Origin of the sequence: Fusobacterium ulcerans, assembly GCF_003019675.1 — a bacterium.
Lineage (GTDB): Bacteria > Fusobacteriota > Fusobacteriia > Fusobacteriales > Fusobacteriaceae > Fusobacterium_A > Fusobacterium_A ulcerans.
Genome location: NZ_CP028105.1, coordinates 2976256 through 2996529, shown reverse-complemented (window position 1 = coordinate 2996529; position 20274 = coordinate 2976256). Strand labels below are relative to the sequence as shown.

Here is a 20274-nt window from a genome sequence, read left to right as displayed (position 1 = left end):
TATTAACCTCATTTTTTATTTTTTATTATATAAAATCTATTATCCCTTTAAATATTGAAAATTGATTCAAATTCATAGCAAGTTTTTTATCAATTACAGTTTTTTCATCTGTTTCTTCTTCACTATCCACTTCAACTTCATAATCTTTTATTGCAGCTATCCCATCCAATGCCATGTATTTTTTTATAATATTTTTTTTTCTTATTTCATCTATTACAATTGTTATAATATCTTTTTCTGTATACACTACCGGTATCTCTACATTTTCTTCAATATCATCTATTGGAGAAAATGCTATTTCATATGCAGGTTTACAAAAAATTTCAAATCTTATAAACATATTTTTACTACCTTTCTTTAATTTCATAAGTGCATTTATAATTTATTAAATTTTTAACTTCTATAACTAATTTTAATTCCATTTCTTTTAATAAATCATTTTTATCAAATGAACAATATCCTTCTCCCTTTAAATCAAAGCTTCCAATTTTATGTTCTGATTTTATTGGATAACATTCCAATACTTGTTTTACATATTCTCTTCGATCAAATCCTTCATCTTCTTTTAATATAAATTTACCCATTTTCTCTTTTTCTGTACTTCCATCATATATTTCATATTGGATAGGAATATTTATTAATGGAAAAACATTATAAAATTTTCTTTTTAATCTTAAAGGACTTGATTTTTTTATTTCTTGATTATAAACTCCTAAAAATAAAAATGGCATAACATTAAATCTTTTTATCATTTCTATTAATTTATATCTATTATTCATTATTCTGTTTAGTTTAAATATAAATTCTTTTATATTTTCATCTTTAAGTTTAAAGAAATTTTCTTTTCTTAAATTTTCCCATTTTTTCATCATTTCTTCAACATTTGTCACAGTTTCTATTTGACCATTTTTATCTAACTTACAATCTATTTTATTAAAAATTTTATTCATTTGTTCTAAAATACTTTCTAATCTTCCTTCTTCTTCTTTTAGTTCACTTTCTATAAAAAATGATATCTGATCTCCTTTATATTCAATTTCAATTTTAATTTCCAGTTCATTCTTCTCTTCAGAATATTCAGAGGTAATTATACTTTCTTTAAATTTTATATCATATTTTTTTAATATATTTTCATTTGAATAATTTAATTTCATTTATACTCCATCTTTTAGTTTATTGTTTAACTTTATAAGCTCCAGTAGTTACATCATAAATTTCACACCTTACTTTTCTAGCTTTACTTATATCTTCTGTTAGTTCTCCATATTCACAGCTTTTTTTAGATTTCACACTTTCGGCATAGTTTTCTCCAACTTCTACATCATATGTTTTGGTAATTAACAATACTTCATTAGCATTTTCTATTGTTATATTATTTTTTGAATTTACTAATATATTATTTTTACATTCAATAATTTTATTATTAAAAATTTCTCTTGCATCTTCTGCACACTCAATTAAGTAACTACTTTCATTTAATCTAAAATCATAGCAGACCTCTTCACTAGTATTTCCAAATTTTGTTGTATAATTTCTTACATAAGGATTACTGAATCTTATGTTTCCTTCATTGTTTACTGCCCAAACTACATATCCTTCACTCTCTTCAGTAGTAGGAAAGTTTACTGCTACTGTATCCATTATTTCTGGAGTGCAAAAATACCCAGTATTTGTTTTTGAATAAGGAGTAGTATATGGAAAATTGAATCTTTCTTCTTTATTGTTAAGTAAAAACCAATCTCCTCCTGATTCAATTTCTATTATATTACGAGATTTATTTGAAGCAGCTTTCTGCAATCCTGAATAAAAATCTACTGTCATTATTGCTATTTTTCCATTTTTAGCAATAGGAAGACTCATAACATTTCCTTCTATCATACAGCCTTTTATATTTTCATTTGGAATATATTCATAAATATAATCTTTCTGCTTTGTAGAATATTCTCCATAAAACTTTCCATTTTTATAACCTATATATCCATTTGTTACTATCCCCATATTTTTTTTATCATTTTCAATTATATTATCAGTTAGATTATAAAAATCAACAGAAGTAAGATAATATGAAATATTGTTAAATTTATCTATTCCTCTTCCTATATTTCCGTTGTTTTTATTCCATTCTCTTATACTTTCTATTCCTTTCATAAATCCAATTGATATTTCTCCTGCTCCCATGCTAAATACTGCCATTTTTAAATGTGAAGCAATTCTTATTAGAAATTCCCAATCAGTTTCATAGTATTGAATAATCAATCCTTTTTTTATTTTTTCACTTAGAATATTTGTATCCTTATTTTCTAACTCTATCCCTAATATATTTATTTCCTCATTGTATCTTCCAGCTATTTCTCTTATTATATCAATGTATTTTATTTGAGGATTTTGGTATACCCTATATCTTTTAACTCTATCCATTTTTTCACTTTTTGAAAGAGCTTCTAATTTTATTTTTATATCTCCTGAGTCTTCTTCCATAACAATTATATTCTGAACAATTCCAGAAAAACACTTTCTCTTTTTCAATAAGACATCAAAAGAAACATTATTTTCTGCTTGATTGCCTATATCCTCCCTTGTGTAGATACCCCAATCATTTTTATATTCTTTCTTTACTTTTATCTCTATATTTATTTTGCTATGAGCATTTTCTTGAAAATTTAATTCAAATTCTTCTACTAAATATCCTTCACTTCTTATTTCATTATTACTTAATAAAATTTTTAAATCTGCAACTGAATAGTTAGTTTCTAGTTCCATTCTTCCTCCCTTCTATTTTCCATCCATATTTTTTGTATTAGTTTTTACTATCGAAATTGTGCCACCTCTTTGACATACTAATTTACTTTTATTTGTAACTATTTTTCCAAAAATTTCACTTGTTTCTAAACAATTATTCCATTCTGTTTCATGAAGTATTTCACATTTACAAATACCATTTTTATCTGAAGAACAAAATGGAAACTTTTCTATATTTACAATTGGAACATTATCTTTTGAACATCCTATTATTTTATTATCAGCAGTTGCATTTTTTAAAGTTGTTGCTATAAATTTAGAAGTTGTTCCATTACTCTTGCTACATATTATTTCCGCTTGAGAAACTACTACTTTTTTATCAGCTTCTCTTTCCTCATTTTTTTCACCTTTTCTGGAAACAGCTCCTTTAAATTCAATTAATCCTCTTCTTATTCTATCTAGTTCTTTCTTTTTAGCACCATTTGGATTAAAAAATACTCCTTTAATATATTCTGCATAATAGTAATTATAGATATATTTTAAAGATTTTTCATCATAGTTTTCAGTTCCGTTTTCAATATGGCCTATTCTCAATATTTTAGTATTTGGATTAGCTTTTGCCCCAGTTTCATTACTTATTGTATAATATGAAGATAGGATAGAATCATTCCCTGCTTTATTTAATTTTTCAAGTATTTTAAAGAATAATGGAAAGGAAGGTTCAGTTATATTTTTTTCCTTTATTTTAAAAAATATTGCTTCTTCCATTTTTTTTATAAATTCCATATTCAGGTCTTTTCCTTTTTCTTTTGATTCCAATACAATTTGATGACCACCTATTATATTACAGTAATAATCTTCTTTTGTTTTGGGTTTCAAATTAATAGGAACTGGACTCATATTAATATATTCATTCTGATATTCTTTATTATCTGTAATAATGTCTTTATTTTTTCTTTTATCATCTTCATAACTATCTAATTTAGGTTTAATCTTAGCTGTCCCTTTTAAATAATAATCCTCCATGTAACTTCTAAATACACTTCCTATATAGTCATTGCTTATGCTTTCATTGGAAACTATGTATTCTTCATTATCAAGCTTCTCCACTATTATATTTCCACCTTCTACCAATGGAAAAAATACAAATTCACTATTATCTGTGGAAATTACATTTGACATTTTCTCTTCATTATTTATTTTATTTTCATCATATTCTGAATTTACTATTTCTTTTCTTAAATAAGCTGTTGTTCCATAATCAAATCCCTTTGTATAAAAACAGCTATATGGTTTTATTTTTCCATTTTGATAATTTTGTTGAATTTTATGGTTAATATTAATATACCAACTCAAAATATTTCCAGAACTCATTTCTATTTTTTTATCATTTTCATCAATTTTCTTTGTATTTATTGTATATTTTTGTATTCTTTCTGACATTTTCGAGCTTTCACTATGCATATTAATCCATTGAGGGTCATCATCATAAATATCAGCATAGTGGTCTTCATAACCATTTACTATATATTCTCCATCCTGTAATCTAAAATCATAATAAATTTCTTTATACATTTTATAGCTTTCTGTTTCTCCAAGATCTTTCTTAAATATTCTTTTAAACTCTTCTTTATCTCTTGATTCAGGAAAATTCTGATATTTAAATCTTTTACTTCTATAATTTTCATTTTCTAAAGAGTCTGCATCTATTAAATAAAAGGCCCCACTTGAATCTGAATAACATTTATCTACTAATATTGAAAGATAGTCTTCTACTTTAACAAAAATTTCTTTAGTACCCCATCCAATAGAATTATTTTTTTTAAGATATAAAGTCAGTGCTACTTTCCCTTTGTATACTTCTGAAATATTGTCTACTAATGGAGGAAAAATCTTTTTTTCTCTAATATATTCACATTCATCAGCGAATAACTTTCTACAGTTATTTTTCTTAGGACACTCTATAAAGCCTGCCTTACATAATGCCACATATAATTCTTCCATCTTTTTTTCTTTTATATATATTCCATAAAGATTAAATAAAGCTACTGTTGTAGAAAAAATAATACTTGCTACTATTGAAGTTCCACCTGATACTACATATCCCAATATTAGTGCTATTGTGTGATCTATAGTAATATTCTTTATCTGCTCTTTTGTTTCTTCAAGAACTGATAATATATTTCCATAAAAAAGGTTGCTTAAATCTTTTGTATTAAAGGAAAGAAGCTCTGCATCTATGTTTAAACTTCGTGTTTTAAATACTCTTGCTTCATAGCCACTCAGCATTCTAAATACACCTGCCAATTCTGCTCCTGTATTAAAACCTGTTACGACTATTTCCAATTTATTTACATCTAATTCCATCTTCTCTTCTAATATTTTTGGAAGAAGATATCCTCGTACTAAATCTAAAAGAATCAATTCGTTATATAATTCTCCATTTCTCAATCTTTCATTTATTTGTGAATCATGACTGGAATTTTTGAAACATACCACAATTTTTTTTATAGCTTTTTTATCTTCTGATTTTTCTGTTTTAGCAAATATATTTACTCCAAAATCAAAACAATCTATTTTTATATTTTTTTGGAATGGTATTTCTAATATCCCCTTTTTTATCTCTTCTAATTCAAATATCATTTTATTAATTTTTTCTTTTTCTATTGGAATAAACTCTTGTTTTTTTGTTTTTTCTTTTAAATATTCTAATGAGTAGCTAGCAGCAAAAAAAGTATATGCTGCATTTTCATTAAGCAATGTCAGTATTTTCAGTTCTTTTGCTAGACCGTTAAATAAATTTCCTAAATTATCTACTCTTATATTTTCAATCATGCTAACTATATTTTTTAAATAATCACGGCCTCCTATTACTATTGTTTCTTCTAAATATTTACTTATATTTTCTGAAACCTCTTGTTCTATTCCCTTTCCTTTTAAGTATTTGCTCATTCCCTCAAACAATTTTGTTTCCATAATTTTTTTTGCTTGCTTATTTGGCAACTCTAAATCCATTCCTAAGAAATTGTACATATTTGCCTTTGGAAATTCAAAAACTTTTCTTGGTATTTTATTTGTTGTATACATATCTGACAGGAGTTTAGATCTAATCTCCTTTGTCAAGCTTTTTGAACTGCCTTTTATTGAAATTTTAATTCCTTCTTTAAATACTTTATTTATTTGCATTTCTGCTGCTTCTTTACTTATTTTACCATTGTTTAATGATTCTATTATTTCAGGATACTTTTGTGATACATATTTTTCAAAGTTTTTGTTATCAAATTTAATTTTATTGTTCCCCATTTTTGAAGCTGCTTTTACTACTTCTTCACTTACATCTCCACTTATTTTCTTAGTTAACTCTGGTATACTTGAAGCTGCTTTTGCTATTTCTCTGCTTTTCTTAATACCATTAAATATAGGGGGAGCTATGAAAGAGAGAACTCTAAATACATTTAACCCTATTTTTATCATTCTTATTCTTTCTTGGGCACTTTCATAATATTCTCTTGGTGAATAGAACTTTATCCCTGATAATGTATTATCTACTTCCTGCTCAGTTAATTCATATATTTCTTTAAGTTTTTCTTTATCTACTGTACTAGGTTCAACTAAGATATTATTTGAATCTATTTTTTTTATATCATATTCTCCATCAGAATTTTTCCTTACCTCAAATCTATATTCATCTGTTTCATCTTTTAAATGGAGAACCTTTGTCAACTTTTCATTTTTTTCTACATCAGTTAAATAGTCAATAAATTCTGTAGTAAGATTATATCCATCTCCACTATATATTATCTCCCAGTCTTCTAAAAAATTATCCTTTTTATTACTTGCTTTAAAATGTTCATAGTATTCATACACTATTCCTGCTGTATATTTTAATTCATCTAAACTGTTGTATACTGTTGAATATGGTTTATTTTCATCTTCTCTTTTTCTCATAAATACTCTTGGAAGTGCTTTACTTCCATCTGGGTTTTCTATATTTTTTCCCAACTCATCCAATTTTATACTTTCTATTTCTTTTTCTAAGAGTGAATAAACTGTATGATTTGACAGGATTTTCTTTACTTCTTTTTTCCCATTTATTTCTACTGTTTCTGTTGTTTCACTTTCTATTATATTTGCAAATTCCATTCGTAAATTTGATAAATTACATATTGCTAGCAATTCTTTATCTGTTATCTCATTCATAATTCCTCCTAATCTTTATACCCTTCAACTGAAAATTCAATATCAAAAATATTGTTATATTCTTTTTTTATTTTATTTTTTAGCTTTTGACTTTCAATATATTTAGGTGAATATACTTTAGTATAAAGCCAGTATATTCCATAAAATTCATTATCAATATTGCTTTTATTCAAATTGTTAATTCTATCTAAAATGATTTTTCTATTTGTATTTTTATAACTTTTATTTGTTTGATTTAAAATCTGGTTCCGACCTTTTGGTTCTATATAATTTCCATATTTTTTCATATCCAATTGTAATTTTGAATTATTAAAAAACTTATCGCTAAAAATTCTTTCATCACTAATTGTAAAATTTAAATCCACATATTCAAAAGTTCCTGTCTCTTTCATAAACTGAATAAATTCGTAAATTTGTTTCCTATACCATTCTCTGTCTTCATCATTTTCTACTCTTCCAAATATGTAAATTCCTCCCTTTATAATTAGGGCTGTTCTTTCTTCATCGCTTACTTTTATTATATTTTCAAAGCTATAGTTCTCTAATATTCTATTAAACCATATATCATATACTTGTAATACATTATCCCCAAATAATTCTTTCAGCCTCTTTCCATAAAATTCTTCTGCTGATTCATTTACTTCTACTATTCCATAAGTATCTCCTGCTTTTCCTAATTTTTCTCCAAATATTCCTTTTTTTATATTTACTGTTCCTGATTCTCTATAGTATTTATCTCTTTCTTTTGGTGTTCCTACATATTTGCTTGGATATATTTCTGCTTCATACCACACTTCTTTTCCATCTGATCTTCTTCCCATATATCCTATTTCAAACTCTTCTCCATATCTTTCTATCAAGTGCTTTGATAATACTTTTTTTGCTTCATATGTTGTTGCTTCCTGTCCACATGATAGAAATAATGCTGTTATTGATAAAATAATAAATATTCTAAATAGTTTTTTCATCTTTCCTCCCTCTTAAACCTTAACTTTATAGAAAACTTTTTCATAATTTTCTATCAAAAAGTTTCCTATAATATTAAAATCTTTATTTTATATTTAGTTTTTTAAGTTTAAATAAATTGTATGATTTGACAGGATTTTTTTCTTTTTACCTGTATTATCAATATCATCTATTTCAGTTTCTTTATCTATTATATTTGCAAATTCCATTTTTAAATTTGATAAATTACATATTGCTAATAATTCTCTATCAGTTATCTTATTCATTTTACCACCACTCTAGTTTAAAGCTTATATCTTCTATAACATTATATTTTTTTACTTCTTCATATAATTCTGTTCTATTACTTTTATTCCAACCTTTTGATTCTATATATTTGGGAGAATATATGTGAATAAACAATAAATTAACATAATCTGAATCATCATATTTTCCTTTATTTAATGAATTTATCCTTTCTTTTATTTTTTCTTTACTTAATTCTTGAAATTCATCATTAGCTTTTTTCATCAATCTTCTCCTTTCCTTTCTCCAAGTTTCTTTATCTAAATTATTTGATAAATCTTTTATATACTTTCTTGGATTTGTAACATCTATTAGTTCTCTTTCATCTATCACAGTGATACCTAAATCCACATACTCAAAAGTTCCTGTCTCCTTCATAAACTGAATAAATTCGTAAATTTGTTTCCTATACCATTCCCTCTCTTCATCATTTTCTACTCTTCCAAATATGTAGATTCCTCCCTTTATAATTAAGGCTGTTCTTTCTTCATCACTTACTTTAATTATATTTTCAAAGCTGTAGTCCTCTAATATTCTATTAAACCATATATCATATACTTGTAATACATTATTCCCAAATAATTCTTTCAGTTTCTTTCCATAAAATTCTTCTGCTGATTCATTTACTTTTACTATTCCATAAGTATCCCCTGCTTTTCCTAATTTTTCTCCAAATATTCCTTTTTTTATATTTACTGTCCCTGATTCTCTATAGTATTTATCTCTTTCTTTTGGTGTTCCTACATATTTACTTGGATATATTTCTGCTTCATACCACACTTCTTTTCCATCTGATCTTCTTCCCATATATCCTATTTCAAATTCTTCCCCATATCTTTCTATCAAATGCTTTGATAATGCTTCTTTTGCTTCATATGTTGTTGCTTCCTGTCCACATGATGTGAATAACACTGTTATTGATAAAATAATAAATATTCTAAATAGTTTTTTCATCTTTCCTCCCTCTTAAACCTTAACTTTATAGAAAACTTTTTCATAATTTTCTATCAAAAAGTTTCCCATAATATTAAAATTTTTATTTTATATTTAATTTTTTAAGTTTAAATAAATTGTATGATTTGAAAGGATTTTTCCTTCTCTATCTCTTTTTGAAGCTATATCTGCAAATTCCATTCTTAGATTACTTAGATTACATATTGCTAATAACTCTTTATCTGTTATTTTCATATTTGTCTCCTTTTTTAATAAAATTCTTCTGTAAATTCAACATCTTTTCCTATGTTATATTCTTTTATTTTATCATTCCAATTATTAGTTCTAATTTGTTTTGGAGAATAAATTGGTGTAACTAACAATTCATTATAATAAGTTAATCTTGCAAATCCTATAGCATTTCCATTAGTGTCATATAGTTGACTTTTTAATATTCCATTTACTCTTTTTTTTATATTTTCTTCTGATGTTTCATAATAACTTTTAGTATATTTTTTCATAATTTTTGCTCTTTGTTCTCTAAATTCTTTATCTTTCTTACTATACATTTCAACTAATTTTTCTTTATCTTTATTATTTGCTATAAATTCATTACTTAATACTCTTTCATCAGCAACCACTATCCATAAAGCTACATATTCAAAAGTTCCTGTCTCCTTCATAAACTGAATAAATTCGTAAATTTGTTTCCTATACCATTCCCTCTCTTCATCATTTTCTACTCTTCCAAATATGTAGATTCCTCCCTTTATAATTAAGGCTGTTCTTTCTTCATCACTTACTTTAATTATATTTTCAAAGCTGTAGTCCTCTAATATTCTATTAAACCATATATCATATACTTGTAATACATTATTCCCAAATAATTCTTTCAGTTTCTTTCCATAAAATTCTTCTGCTGATTCATTTACTTTTACTATTCCATAAGTATCCCCTGCTTTTCCTAATTTTTCTCCAAATATTCCTTTTTCTACATTTACTGTTCCTGATTCTCTATAGTATTTATCTCTTTCTTTTATTGTTCCCACATATTTACTTGGATATATTTCTGCTTCATACCACATTTCTTTTTCATCTGATCTTCTTCCCATATATCCTATTTCAAATTCTTCTCCATATCTTTCTATCAAATGTTTTGATAATACTTCTTTTGCTTCGTATGTTGTTGCTTTCTGTCCACATGATATGAATAATAATGTTAGTGCCACTAGAAAATATTTTATCTCTTTTTTCATAGCTACATCGCCCTAATAAGAATAAAAATAATTCCTGCAATAATAAGGATATATCCTCTATTTGCTCCTTTTATAGAACAGACTTCTGGCTGTTCCTTATTGTATTCTATCTCTATTTCTTCCCCTACTTTATCTTCAGAATTTAATAATCCTCCTTCTATTGTTTTAGCCTCTACCATTTCTCCATCACATTCAAATCTCACTATATAATATTTATTAAACTTTGTTAATCCAACAATAGTTCCTTTATATATTTCTGCTTCTATTTTTGATTTTTTCATCATCAGCCATACACCTACTGCTATCAATACAAGGCCTGCTCCCATTTACATCTCCTCCTAAATTTAAAATACTGCTATTTCTCCTATTTTCATAGTTATTTCCACACCTATAACACCGAAATGATATTCCCAAAATAAATCTAATTCTAATCCTATTGGTAAGAATATTTCTTTGAGAAACTCAACTTTCTTTATATTTTCATCTGTCTTTATATAGTTTAAGTAAATCACAAGATTGGTATCTGAAGAAAGATTGTCATATATTATAGAATCTTTAAATATTTTCTTTATAGATTTTTTAAAAGCTTCTATCATATTAAGATGGCAATACATATCATAAAGAATATCTACAACTATATGTTTTTCATACTCTTTAAATAATTTGAAAAGTTTTGTACTATCTTTCCCAAAGCATCCTTTTTCTATATCTTTACGTATTTCTTTTACTATAATATCTTTTTTATTTTGCCCTAAATATAAGTCCATTTCTCCTAATAAATGAAATAATATATTAACCAATGATTTTTTTAACTCTATTTCCATTTCTTCAAAATCAGGATAGGTTATTATTTGAAAAATATCATTAAATCTTATAAAAGGATTTATTTCAACTTTCACATCACTGGTTTCTATTTCATTTTGAATATTATTTATATTAGTCATATTTACTTCTATATAAGGCGAGATTATCTCTGATATTTCAAAATTTATATTTTCATTATTTTTTTCAATAAAACTTGTTAAAGGATACCATAAAAAATTATATTGATTCTCCATTATACCAATACTCCTTTACAATCATATTCAGGAAAATATAACTGTAATTCCGAGATTATAAAATCAAGTATTTCTTTGATATAGAAATCTTTCTTTATAATTTTAAAATAGAAATACATATTTGAATTTTTTCCTTTTAATTTAAATTCATCTATTACAAATGGGTTAGAATCATTAGTTGATATATATCTTTTTTCTTCATCTGTTATTTCAACCCTTACCAGCTCCATCCTTTTAGTAATATCATCAAAACTATTTACAATTCTTTTTATCTCTCCTAAATTTCTTAATCTTATATCATTTTCCATTTTTATTTTATTGATAAAAGAAGGATTTATTCTATTGGAAAACACAGGATAGTTTAGTTTCTTTTCATAGACTTTTTCATCTGCTTCAGCAATCTTTATAAACTCCCATTTCATTTCTCTATTTTCATCTGTTATTATCCTAAAACCATTCAATATTCTTTGTATGTAATAAATATAAATTTCTTTATCAGGACATAAATATACATTGTTATTATTATTAAAAAATAGAGTATGTTCATAATGTATTCTATCTTTAGTTGGATTTATTTCCCCATTCCCAAGCATGTTTATATGGATAACATTCCATAATATAAGATAATCTTCTACCCAATTTTTTTCAAAACCTTTTTTATCGATATCTATATTTAAAACTTCATCTGTCTTTTTTAATTCTTCCAATAACTCTTCTTTAAATTCAACTATTATGACTTTAAAAGCTTTATATAGATATGGAGTATTTAAAGTTCTCCATTTCAAGCCATTTAATCCAAATACATCATATATTTCTTTTATTTTTCTATTATAGCTGTCATCTTTCTCCAATTTGAAAGTAAAAGTGTACTCTATCCCATTTAATTTCCCAACACCATCAAAAGTTAAATTAGAAATTGTCTCAATATTTTCTCGGTCTATATCTAATATTATTTTTTTATAGACTTTATCTTCACTATTTAAAATTTCTATCAATGGCCTTTCTATTACATCTGAAAGTATAATAGGTGAAAAATTTTCTTCATATAGATAAAAATCATTTTTTGGAACTATCATATTTATAATGCTTATGGTACTTTCTTGAGATATAGCTGAATCCAATATTTTACTTTCAAAATCTTCTATTCTTTTTTCTAAATCACTAACTAGAAATTCAAAAGTTTTTAAAGATGTTTTTCTGAAAAGCATTCTGTCATCTTCAATCAAATTTTTAAGTTCATTTTCTATAATCTTTTTTATGTGTTTCATCTTTCCACCTCTATTTTGTTCTCATTTTCAAAATTATAAAAATTTTCTATAACTAACTAAAAAACTTTTATAATTTTAAAAGTTTGCTGCATAGAAAATTTTTATTTTCTTCTATGCAGCTTTCTTTTATTTTCTTAAACATGAATTTAATATTTTTAAATACTCTTCATACTGTTTATCTGCAAATTCTTTCTGCCCTTCTGGTATATAGTTTATTATTAGCAATTCATATTGATTTGTTACTATAACATTTGCCATCACTACTACATCAAATAGTTTTTCATCTTTAAAATATGTATTTTGATATTCTCTTGAAGATACTCCAAAATATTTTTCTGATTTTTTATCTTCACCTATATATTTATATCCTTGTATATCTTTAGTGTGTCTTAAATTGTAGTCTCTTCTTCTTGTTATTACTTTCTTACTAAAATTATCATTATCTTCTATTATTATCTGTCTTCTTAATCCAGCTTTCTCTTCATCCAAAAATATCATTACATATGAAGCTGTTTTATCATTATTTTTTCCACTTTCTATTTGTACAAACTTATGAGTATTATCAAATTCTCTTTTTAATTTTTTCACATTAAATATTTGATCTATTTCTGTTGGTTTTTTAAAAACTTTTTTTGGTCTTTCCTTTACTTTCGTTGAAGGGTCTATTGCCTCTTTTACTAATTCTAATGTTTTTTCATACTCTTCTTCTGTTCCAGTATAAACTATTGAAAATTTCACTTTTTCAAAGAAAAAGCTTTCTTTTTTCTTAATTTCAGTCTCAGTATACTTTGTAAATTCTTTTGAAGCGACTCCTAAATATTTAATACTTAAATGATTGTTTCCATCAAATTTAAAATCTCCATTTAATGAAGATTTATGAAATCTCTTTTCAGCAATTTCTGGATTATCTCCTTTTTCATAATTTGATATATCTATAAAAATATCATCTTCTTTATTATATAATCTCATAAAATAATTTTTATCATTTCTCTCTCTTTCAATTTCCCATTCAGAAAATACTTTTTTTATTCTTTCTGCATTAAATATATAGTTATCTTCAAATGAATATGTTGCTGTTTGAATTATTAGCAATAGAATTATAGTTATTGTCTTTTTCACTAAAGCCTCCTTTAATTATCTTCATTTTCTATATTTTTATTTTTTATTTTTCCTATTAAATTTCCTATGCCATTAGTCACCTTATCTCCAAAGTATTCTTTTTTTACTGACATTGTTACATCGTTTATTCCTCTATTATATTTTTCTTTTAAAGTAAAGGTATATGTTCCCTCTCCTCTTTCTATATCAAAACTTTCACTATAGCTGTCAATATACATACTTGGAATTTCATATGTAAGATTTTGAACTTCAGAAAGCACTATTTCTACTTTTACATCTTTATAATCTTTGAATTCCTCCTCTTCTCCCACATAATTTGGCGGATCTAAATTCTCTGTCTTTTTATATGTAAGAGCCCATTCTTTTAATTTATTACAATTTTCAGCACTTTTTCCTAAATCAAGTTTTTTCCAGTTTTGTGCATCTTTTTTGATTGCTCCCATCATTTCTATTCCCTGAAAAACATCTTTAAACTTCCATTTAGCTTTCAAACCATCTTCATAACTTTTGTACTCTGAAGTACTTGAAGGAATTATTCCAGTTACATTTCCAGTATTACTAAATATTCCTAACAAAGTCATTTCATCAGCTGCTGGTATTATTCTTCCTTTGACTGTAATAGCAAATCCCATTTCTTCTTTTACTAATGTCATTGGAGTAGCATAACCTCCACTTTGCACAAATTCTTTTCCAATATTCACTATTGAATTATCAAAACTATTATTTTTTGAATCTTTTCCAATTTTTATACTATTAAGCTGAATACTTATTATTTCTTTTTCTGATAACTCTATTAAATCTCCTGCATCTATTACAGTTTCAATTTTCCCATCTTCACCTTGAAAATTATGTTTGCCTTTTATCTTTTCTCCTATCTTTATTGAAGCTCTCATAAAATCTCCTCCCTTATATTAATATTAATGTCTTCCATCAAAGAAACTTATAGTAGTTATATCCTCTTCAAAAGAAAAATATTTTCTTTTCCCTATGTATGTCTGGTTGTTCTCCCTTTTTACTCCTGTTACATAAAATCCCCAGAAATTAGCATCTGTATAGGCAAAAAACTTAGTTTCTCCATTCAATATGCTGTCCAGCTCCCCTTGCTCAAAGTGGTCATCCAGCATTTCAAGAACTTCCTGTTCATCTATCTCTTTATAATCTTCTGGTTTATTTATATATGTGAAATATTTTTTTATCTCTTGTTCCTTATTCTTCAGATGCAGAGGAAGTATCTCAGTAGAAGATATCTTTTTGATATATCCAGAACTTGATCCTGCCTGTTCCCCTGTTCTCAATATTTCTATCTCTTCACCTGTATATTTTGTTCCATGAAGTGAATATGGCACTATTGGAATATCATTCTTTACAGATACTTTTATATTTCCGATCTTACTTGAATTAAGATATCTTATAGCTCCATCTAGACAGCTTATTTTCAGCTGCTGTTCATCTTCCTCCATATTTCTTCTGAAGTCTATCATCTTTCCAGGAACGAACTCTTTCAATATGTCATTGAATAGATTTACCTTACAAGTCTGTCCGCTCAATTTAATCAGTGAATAATCAAATATTATTCCAGTTTCATAATATGATGTAAGAAATCTTCTGAATATTTCATATATATCCCCTTTTATCAATTTAACTATCTCACTTTTATTAATTATGATATTAGGAAATGTAGTTATATTTCTGATATACTCTCCATCATATACATTTAGATTCCAGCTTGGAAGATATGTAGATGCCAGATCACTATTTTCATATCTTACACTGTCGAATTTTGTTCTTATTATGGTACTCTTTTTAAAAAGCTCCCTCTTGAGAAGTTCTGCTATTTCCCACATAAAGAAAAAGTTATTTTTTACTTTTGAGTATACATCACTGGCTTTATTTTCAAATTCACCAAATTTTGTAGGAATAATCTTCTCAGCTTTTTCATATTCCTCTTCTAAAACTTCATATATTCTTTTGACACCCTTTTCATCTACATCTCTATATATAAGCTCACTGATATTAGTGATAAGGTCATTTATTCCTACAGTACTCTTCTTGTTAGTGTAGTATTGAGAAAGAAGTATTTTCAGATACTGCATTATTCTGTAAGTTATATTATTTCCACCAAAACTCTCTTCACTGTTTTCAAAGGTTGTTTTAATATCTATATCATAGTTTATCTCTTCAGAATTTATTTTAAATACACATGAAGCAAGGTCGGTAGTTCCTCCACCACAGTCTATGATAAGGGCTTTATATTCCTCATTATTCTCAAATCTTCCCTTTCCTATTATTCTTTCGATTGAATTGTAGAGTACAGCTACTCCCTCATCCAGAGCATTCTTTTCTATTATCTTGTAATCAGGAAGTATCTCCTTAAACATATTCAGAAACTCACTTTTCAATTTTACTGGTGTAGTTATATGAATATTTCTAAATCTGCATTTAAAAAGAGATTCTGCTCTGTCTACAACATAGTCTATATATGCCTTGATGATTTTCTTTCTCTCTATATATCTTACATCTCCATTTTCATCAACTATTCTTTCTTTTTCATCTATGGACTTTACCCAGTTTTTTATTCCATAGAATACACTCCCTTTAAGATTGTAGTTGCTGTTTTTCAGCTTCTCTTCAACTTCATATCCAAAAGCATATCTTATATTCTCTTCATCAAAGCAGTTCTTCACATACACTACTGTTGGAATGACATTTGCATATTCTTCCTCATTCTTAGGAAATTTTACATAGTTTATTTTATCCAGGAACATATGCCCGCTGAGTATTTTATGCTGAGGAAGATTTTTAATGTAGTACTTATCAAGATATACTCCAGCTGTTGTATTAGCAGTTCCAAAGTCTATACACAATGGCGTGTCTGTAACTTCTAAATCTAAAAAATGGAAACTATCCAGCGGTATCTGATAGTAATTTAAAGACATAGGCATACTGCCCTCGTTTTTTTCTTTATAGTAAGCGTTGAATAAAAATTTCTCGTCACTTCTATTGAAAAAAATCAGAGAGTAGTTTTGATTCTTTAAGTTTTCTAATCTCAATAGTTTTTCATCACTTCTTATAAAGAAAGAGTTTCTTTCACTCTTGTTTCTTGAAAGCTGAAAAATTCCGCATAAATAACTGTTCCCATTCATCAAAAAAATATTATTATCTGAAATATGTTCTGGAATAGTGATTTTATAGTCATCCTCATCAGTAAGAGGCATATCCTTATATATCACTACTTTGTGAGGTATCTTAATACTGTTTGAATCATTCAGCTTAAATCCCAGCCTTGTATCAAAAAGCTCCTGAAGTCTTTCTATTCCATTTTCTTTATACGAGTCTATTCCATAGACTTTTTCTCTGCTCCTATATTTTAGAATTATGTTTATAAGTTCGCTTCTGTTTAGATTCTCTCTGAATCCTTCTATTAGTTTTTCATCTACACATATTTTATGCAGATCATAATATGTCTTTCTTTTCAATTCGTCATATATATAGTACTGTTTCATCATTCTCTCCTGATTTTTTTAATAGCACCTATCAATTCATCTGTGCTTTTGAATCTCTTTTCTCTCTTATCAGCTAGTCCGATTTTAAATATTTCATTATCTTTTATATTATCAATACATCCTTTTTCATTGAGCAGCCACTGATAGACTGCTGCTATACTGTAAGTGTCATCTTCAATATCTCTTTTCATTCCCTTTATATATATTTCAGGAGCAGAGAACCCCTTGCTTCCCTGTATGTATATGCTCTCTTCTCCTTGAAATGCTCCTGAGCCGAAATCTATGAGAGATATCTTTTCTCCATCATAAATTATATTTTCAGGCTTTATATCACAATGTATTACTCTATACCTGTGAAGTTTTTTTACTATTTCCCCAATACTGCATATTATATTTTCTATCTCATCTAAAGTTAATTCTTTCATTTTTACATATTTCTTCAGATTTTCACCAGAGATATAAGACAAGTGGAGAAAATTTTCTCCACCATCTATATATTTGGGTATCCCTTCTATCTTTAGAAGATTTAATAACTGTTTTTCAAATTGAAACTGCTCTTTTACTTTCTCGTATCTCTCATCATATTTTAAATATTCAGGATTTATAAGTTTTAATATGCCCTTTTCTCCCTTTTCATCTGTAATAAGATAAGTGATAAACTGTTCTCCCTCTCTTAGAAGAACGGAATCCAGTTGCTTTCTTTCCAAGCCTCTTTCTCCTTTTTAACTACTGCTTCCATAAGTTTGTCATAGTTTTCTTTCTCAAAGTATTTATTTCCTTCAAGAGGTTTATATTTTTCTATAACTTCTTTATATACTTTTCTAGCTTCTTTATATTTCTTATTGCTGAAAAGTGTATCTCCGCTAGTTTCTAATTTTTTAGTTTCAAGCATATTCTTCATAGTATCTATTTTACCTTTTAAATATTCCTGCTGTACTGCATTATTTGTGTCAGCAGCTATTCCATAAGCTTCCTGATACTTCTCGTATGACAACTGATATTTTTCATTTTTGAAGAAAAGATCAGCTTCTGTCTGCATAGCATCTGCCATTTTTTGATTATCCTTCAGCTGTACTGAAATATCCTGTGATTTTTTGATTATAGATAATGCTCTCTCATACTCTCCACTGTCTGCATAAGCTTTTGCTTCATTTAAATATGCTCTGCTTTCCTGTACCAATGTTTTTCTCATTTCATCTAATCTCAATATTTTTTCAGTTGTTTCTATTCTTCTTGCCTCATCTCTTAATTCGCTGTATATCCCTTTGGCCATCTCCAGATATACTATTGCTCCATTTATATCTGTCGCTTCCATTTCATAAGCTCTTTTCTCATACATAAGTGCTGTATCATATTTTCTGTTTCTCACTTTTGCCAGACGTTCAGCTTTTTCAGTTACCTCTGCCAGAAGATCTATTTTGCTGTATTTCAGGAATATGATTTTAGCTTCCAGATAATTTCTGATTGCTCCCTCTACATCATTATCCTGCACCATCATATCTGCTTCAGTTTTCATATCATATGCTACAGCTAGAGCCTTGCTGGCCATTATTGACTCATCAAGTTTTTTAGATATGTCATCTATTTTGTTATATTTCAAATCTTTAAGCTGAGGTATCTTTGCTTTTCCTTCCTTATATTTTTCCTCTGCTTCAAGGAAGTTGTTATTGTTATAGAGTTTATCTCCCTCATTTAAATCTTCAAGTATACCTTGGAGGAATCCTATCTGCTCGATTTTCTTATCTACCAGCAGTATTTGTTTTCCAAGATTTATATTTGTTATCTTAGGAGAGAAGATTGTTCTATAGACGATATTTGCATCTTTAGGACTTATTTCAAGGGCATTATATTCATTTTTACTCAACTCAAAAGAAGTCAATGCTTGTTCAAAATCTCCTTCTGCTACTGCTTTCAATCCCTCTTCCTCATAAGTATACGCTCTTTCATATGTTATATCTCTTGTTCTCTTCAAGCTGTATCCTCTATATAACAGGAATCCTATTACAAGAATGATAAGAAGAATAATGAGATACTTCACATAATTAAATTTGAATTTTTTCTTTCCAGATGGAGAAACCTCATTGATAAATATTCCTGCTAAAGTATAGTTAGGAACATTATTGCTGCTGTTTTCTTTTATTCTATCCTCTAAAGAACCTATCCATTTTCCAACACTGTCAGTTTTTGAAAGTTCAACTTCTATTTCAGATTCATCTAAATTTTCCCATGCTCCATGTGACATAAGGAGTATTCTATCCCCATCATATAGCTGAATCTTCTTTGAGATTTCTGGACTGATTCCATCTGGTTCTCCCATATTTTGAGTCAGTTTGTTTCTTTGACTGTGAAATCTTATCTCTTTGTAGTCCAGTTGATTTGCTTCATATACTAAATGAGCTATAGAGTCATCTCTTGATTTTTCTCTGACTATATCATCTCTTATGAGATACAGCCTTGCATTTCCCACAGCTCCATATATCATAGAGGTGTAATCAGTAAGAAAAATTACTATTGAAGCACTCATAGCTCTCTTTTCCCTGCTTCTCTCTCTTATTTCTTCTAATTTCTTATGGGCCTTTGTAATGAGCTTTTTTAAATATCTTCTTGAAAATTTAGGTTTAGAAAGAAACTGAGCTATTATGTCTTCTGATACTATTTTAGCTGCTTCCTCTCCTCCTCTTTCCTCATCGAATCCATCTGCCACTATCCAGCAGCCGAAATCATTCAGTTCTGAATATGCAAAGTAGTCGCAGTTCACTGGCTGCTTTCCTATTCTTGAAACAAAAGAAGTTATAAATTTACTTTCAGCTTTTCTTCCACTGATTGCAATTTCAGGACTTTTTTCCCCGCCGTCTTTTTCTTTTCCTACTGGGACAAGAGATTTAGCTCTATTTACATTGGTTTTTACCCTTTTTGCATCTCTTAGAATATTATTCATATTTTTCCC

At 27.1% G+C, this 20274-nt stretch carries 17 protein-coding genes; all 17 read right to left on the bottom strand.

What is annotated here, in order from left to right; genetic code table 11:
- Positions 1-25: 25 nt before the first annotated feature.
- Positions 26-340, bottom strand: a complete 315-nt coding sequence (locus C4N20_RS13785) for a hypothetical protein (protein WP_005977577.1) — start codon at positions 338-340, stop codon at positions 26-28.
- A gap of 7 nt (positions 341-347) precedes the next feature.
- On the bottom strand, positions 348-1154 hold the full coding sequence (locus C4N20_RS13780) for a hypothetical protein (protein WP_005977580.1): 807 nt from the start codon (positions 1152-1154) through the stop codon (positions 348-350).
- Between the two features lie 19 nt (positions 1155-1173).
- A complete protein-coding gene (locus C4N20_RS13775) occupies positions 1174-2760 on the bottom strand; it encodes a hypothetical protein (protein WP_005977583.1) in 1587 nt (528 codons plus the stop codon).
- Between the two features lie 12 nt (positions 2761-2772).
- Complete coding sequence (locus C4N20_RS13770) at positions 2773-6939, bottom strand: DUF4280 domain-containing protein (RefSeq protein WP_005977586.1); 4167 nt, start codon at positions 6937-6939, stop codon at positions 2773-2775.
- A gap of 8 nt (positions 6940-6947) precedes the next feature.
- A complete protein-coding gene (locus C4N20_RS13765; RefSeq protein ID WP_005977589.1) occupies positions 6948-7907 on the bottom strand; it encodes a hypothetical protein in 960 nt (319 codons plus the stop codon).
- A 93-nt stretch (positions 7908-8000) separates the two neighbouring features.
- Complete coding sequence (locus C4N20_RS16540; RefSeq protein ID WP_005977591.1) at positions 8001-8171, bottom strand: hypothetical protein; 171 nt, start codon at positions 8169-8171, stop codon at positions 8001-8003.
- Between the two features lies 1 nt (position 8172).
- On the bottom strand, positions 8173-9144 hold the full coding sequence (locus tag C4N20_RS13760; RefSeq protein WP_005977593.1) for a hypothetical protein: 972 nt from the start codon (positions 9142-9144) through the stop codon (positions 8173-8175).
- Positions 9145-9237: 93 nt separating this feature from the next.
- Positions 9238-9378: a hypothetical protein gene (locus tag C4N20_RS16535; RefSeq protein ID WP_005977596.1), complete on the bottom strand. Its 141-nt coding sequence runs from the start codon at positions 9376-9378 to the stop codon at positions 9238-9240.
- Between the two features lie 14 nt (positions 9379-9392).
- The gene (locus C4N20_RS13755) at positions 9393-10379 is read right to left on the bottom strand and encodes a hypothetical protein (protein ID WP_005977599.1); all 987 of its coding nucleotides are present in this window, start codon (positions 10377-10379) and stop codon (positions 9393-9395) included.
- A 2-nt stretch (positions 10380-10381) separates the two neighbouring features.
- Positions 10382-10705: a hypothetical protein gene (locus C4N20_RS13750; RefSeq protein ID WP_005977602.1), complete on the bottom strand. Its 324-nt coding sequence runs from the start codon at positions 10703-10705 to the stop codon at positions 10382-10384.
- An 18-nt stretch (positions 10706-10723) separates the two neighbouring features.
- Entirely contained in the window at positions 10724-11437 is a 714-nt protein-coding gene (locus C4N20_RS13745) for a hypothetical protein (protein ID WP_005977605.1), read from the bottom strand.
- Positions 11437-12705 (bottom strand): hypothetical protein, encoded by a 1269-nt coding sequence (locus C4N20_RS13740; RefSeq protein WP_005977608.1) that lies wholly within the window; start codon positions 12703-12705, stop codon positions 11437-11439. Before C4N20_RS13740 ends, C4N20_RS13745 begins: the two co-directional genes overlap by 1 nt.
- A 126-nt stretch (positions 12706-12831) precedes the next feature.
- Positions 12832-13824 carry a hypothetical protein gene (locus C4N20_RS13735; RefSeq protein WP_005977610.1) on the bottom strand — a complete coding sequence of 331 codons (993 nt, stop codon included), beginning with the start codon at positions 13822-13824 and terminating at the stop codon, positions 12832-12834.
- 11 nt (positions 13825-13835) lie between these two features.
- Positions 13836-14717, bottom strand: a complete 882-nt coding sequence (locus tag C4N20_RS13730; protein ID WP_005977613.1) for a hypothetical protein — start codon at positions 14715-14717, stop codon at positions 13836-13838.
- Between the two features lie 24 nt (positions 14718-14741).
- On the bottom strand, positions 14742-17327 hold the full coding sequence (locus C4N20_RS13725) for a hypothetical protein (protein ID WP_005977616.1): 2586 nt from the start codon (positions 17325-17327) through the stop codon (positions 14742-14744).
- Positions 17327-18034, bottom strand: coding sequence for a protein kinase domain-containing protein (locus tag C4N20_RS13720; RefSeq protein ID WP_005977619.1), 708 nt, complete (start codon positions 18032-18034; stop codon positions 17327-17329). The genes C4N20_RS13725 and C4N20_RS13720 overlap by 1 nt, the downstream gene beginning before the upstream one ends.
- Positions 18001-20265 (bottom strand): hypothetical protein, encoded by a 2265-nt coding sequence (locus C4N20_RS13715; RefSeq protein ID WP_005977622.1) that lies wholly within the window; start codon positions 20263-20265, stop codon positions 18001-18003. The genes C4N20_RS13720 and C4N20_RS13715 overlap by 34 nt, the downstream gene beginning before the upstream one ends.
- Positions 20266-20274 lie beyond the last annotated feature (9 nt).

Coding starts and splice junctions, on each gene's coding strand:
- C4N20_RS13785 (WP_005977577.1), bottom strand. CDS start 340: ATGTTTATAAGATTTGAAATTTTTTGTAAACCTGCATATGAAATAGCA.
- C4N20_RS13780 (WP_005977580.1), bottom strand. CDS start 1,154: ATGAAATTAAATTATTCAAATGAAAATATATTAAAAAAATATGATATA.
- C4N20_RS13775 (WP_005977583.1), bottom strand. CDS start 2,760: ATGGAACTAGAAACTAACTATTCAGTTGCAGATTTAAAAATTTTATTA.
- C4N20_RS13770 (WP_005977586.1), bottom strand. CDS start 6,939: ATGAATGAGATAACAGATAAAGAATTGCTAGCAATATGTAATTTATCA.
- C4N20_RS13765 (WP_005977589.1), bottom strand. CDS start 7,907: ATGAAAAAACTATTTAGAATATTTATTATTTTATCAATAACAGCATTA.
- C4N20_RS16540 (WP_005977591.1), bottom strand. CDS start 8,171: ATGAATAAGATAACTGATAGAGAATTATTAGCAATATGTAATTTATCA.
- C4N20_RS13760 (WP_005977593.1), bottom strand. CDS start 9,144: ATGAAAAAACTATTTAGAATATTTATTATTTTATCAATAACAGTGTTA.
- C4N20_RS16535 (WP_005977596.1), bottom strand. CDS start 9,378: ATGAAAATAACAGATAAAGAGTTATTAGCAATATGTAATCTAAGTAAT.
- C4N20_RS13755 (WP_005977599.1), bottom strand. CDS start 10,379: ATGAAAAAAGAGATAAAATATTTTCTAGTGGCACTAACATTATTATTC.
- C4N20_RS13750 (WP_005977602.1), bottom strand. CDS start 10,705: ATGGGAGCAGGCCTTGTATTGATAGCAGTAGGTGTATGGCTGATGATG.
- C4N20_RS13745 (WP_005977605.1), bottom strand. CDS start 11,437: ATGGAGAATCAATATAATTTTTTATGGTATCCTTTAACAAGTTTTATT.
- C4N20_RS13740 (WP_005977608.1), bottom strand. CDS start 12,705: ATGAAACACATAAAAAAGATTATAGAAAATGAACTTAAAAATTTGATT.
- C4N20_RS13730 (WP_005977613.1), bottom strand. CDS start 14,717: ATGAGAGCTTCAATAAAGATAGGAGAAAAGATAAAAGGCAAACATAAT.
- C4N20_RS13725 (WP_005977616.1), bottom strand. CDS start 17,327: ATGAAACAGTACTATATATATGACGAATTGAAAAGAAAGACATATTAT.
- C4N20_RS13715 (WP_005977622.1), bottom strand. CDS start 20,265: ATGAATAATATTCTAAGAGATGCAAAAAGGGTAAAAACCAATGTAAAT.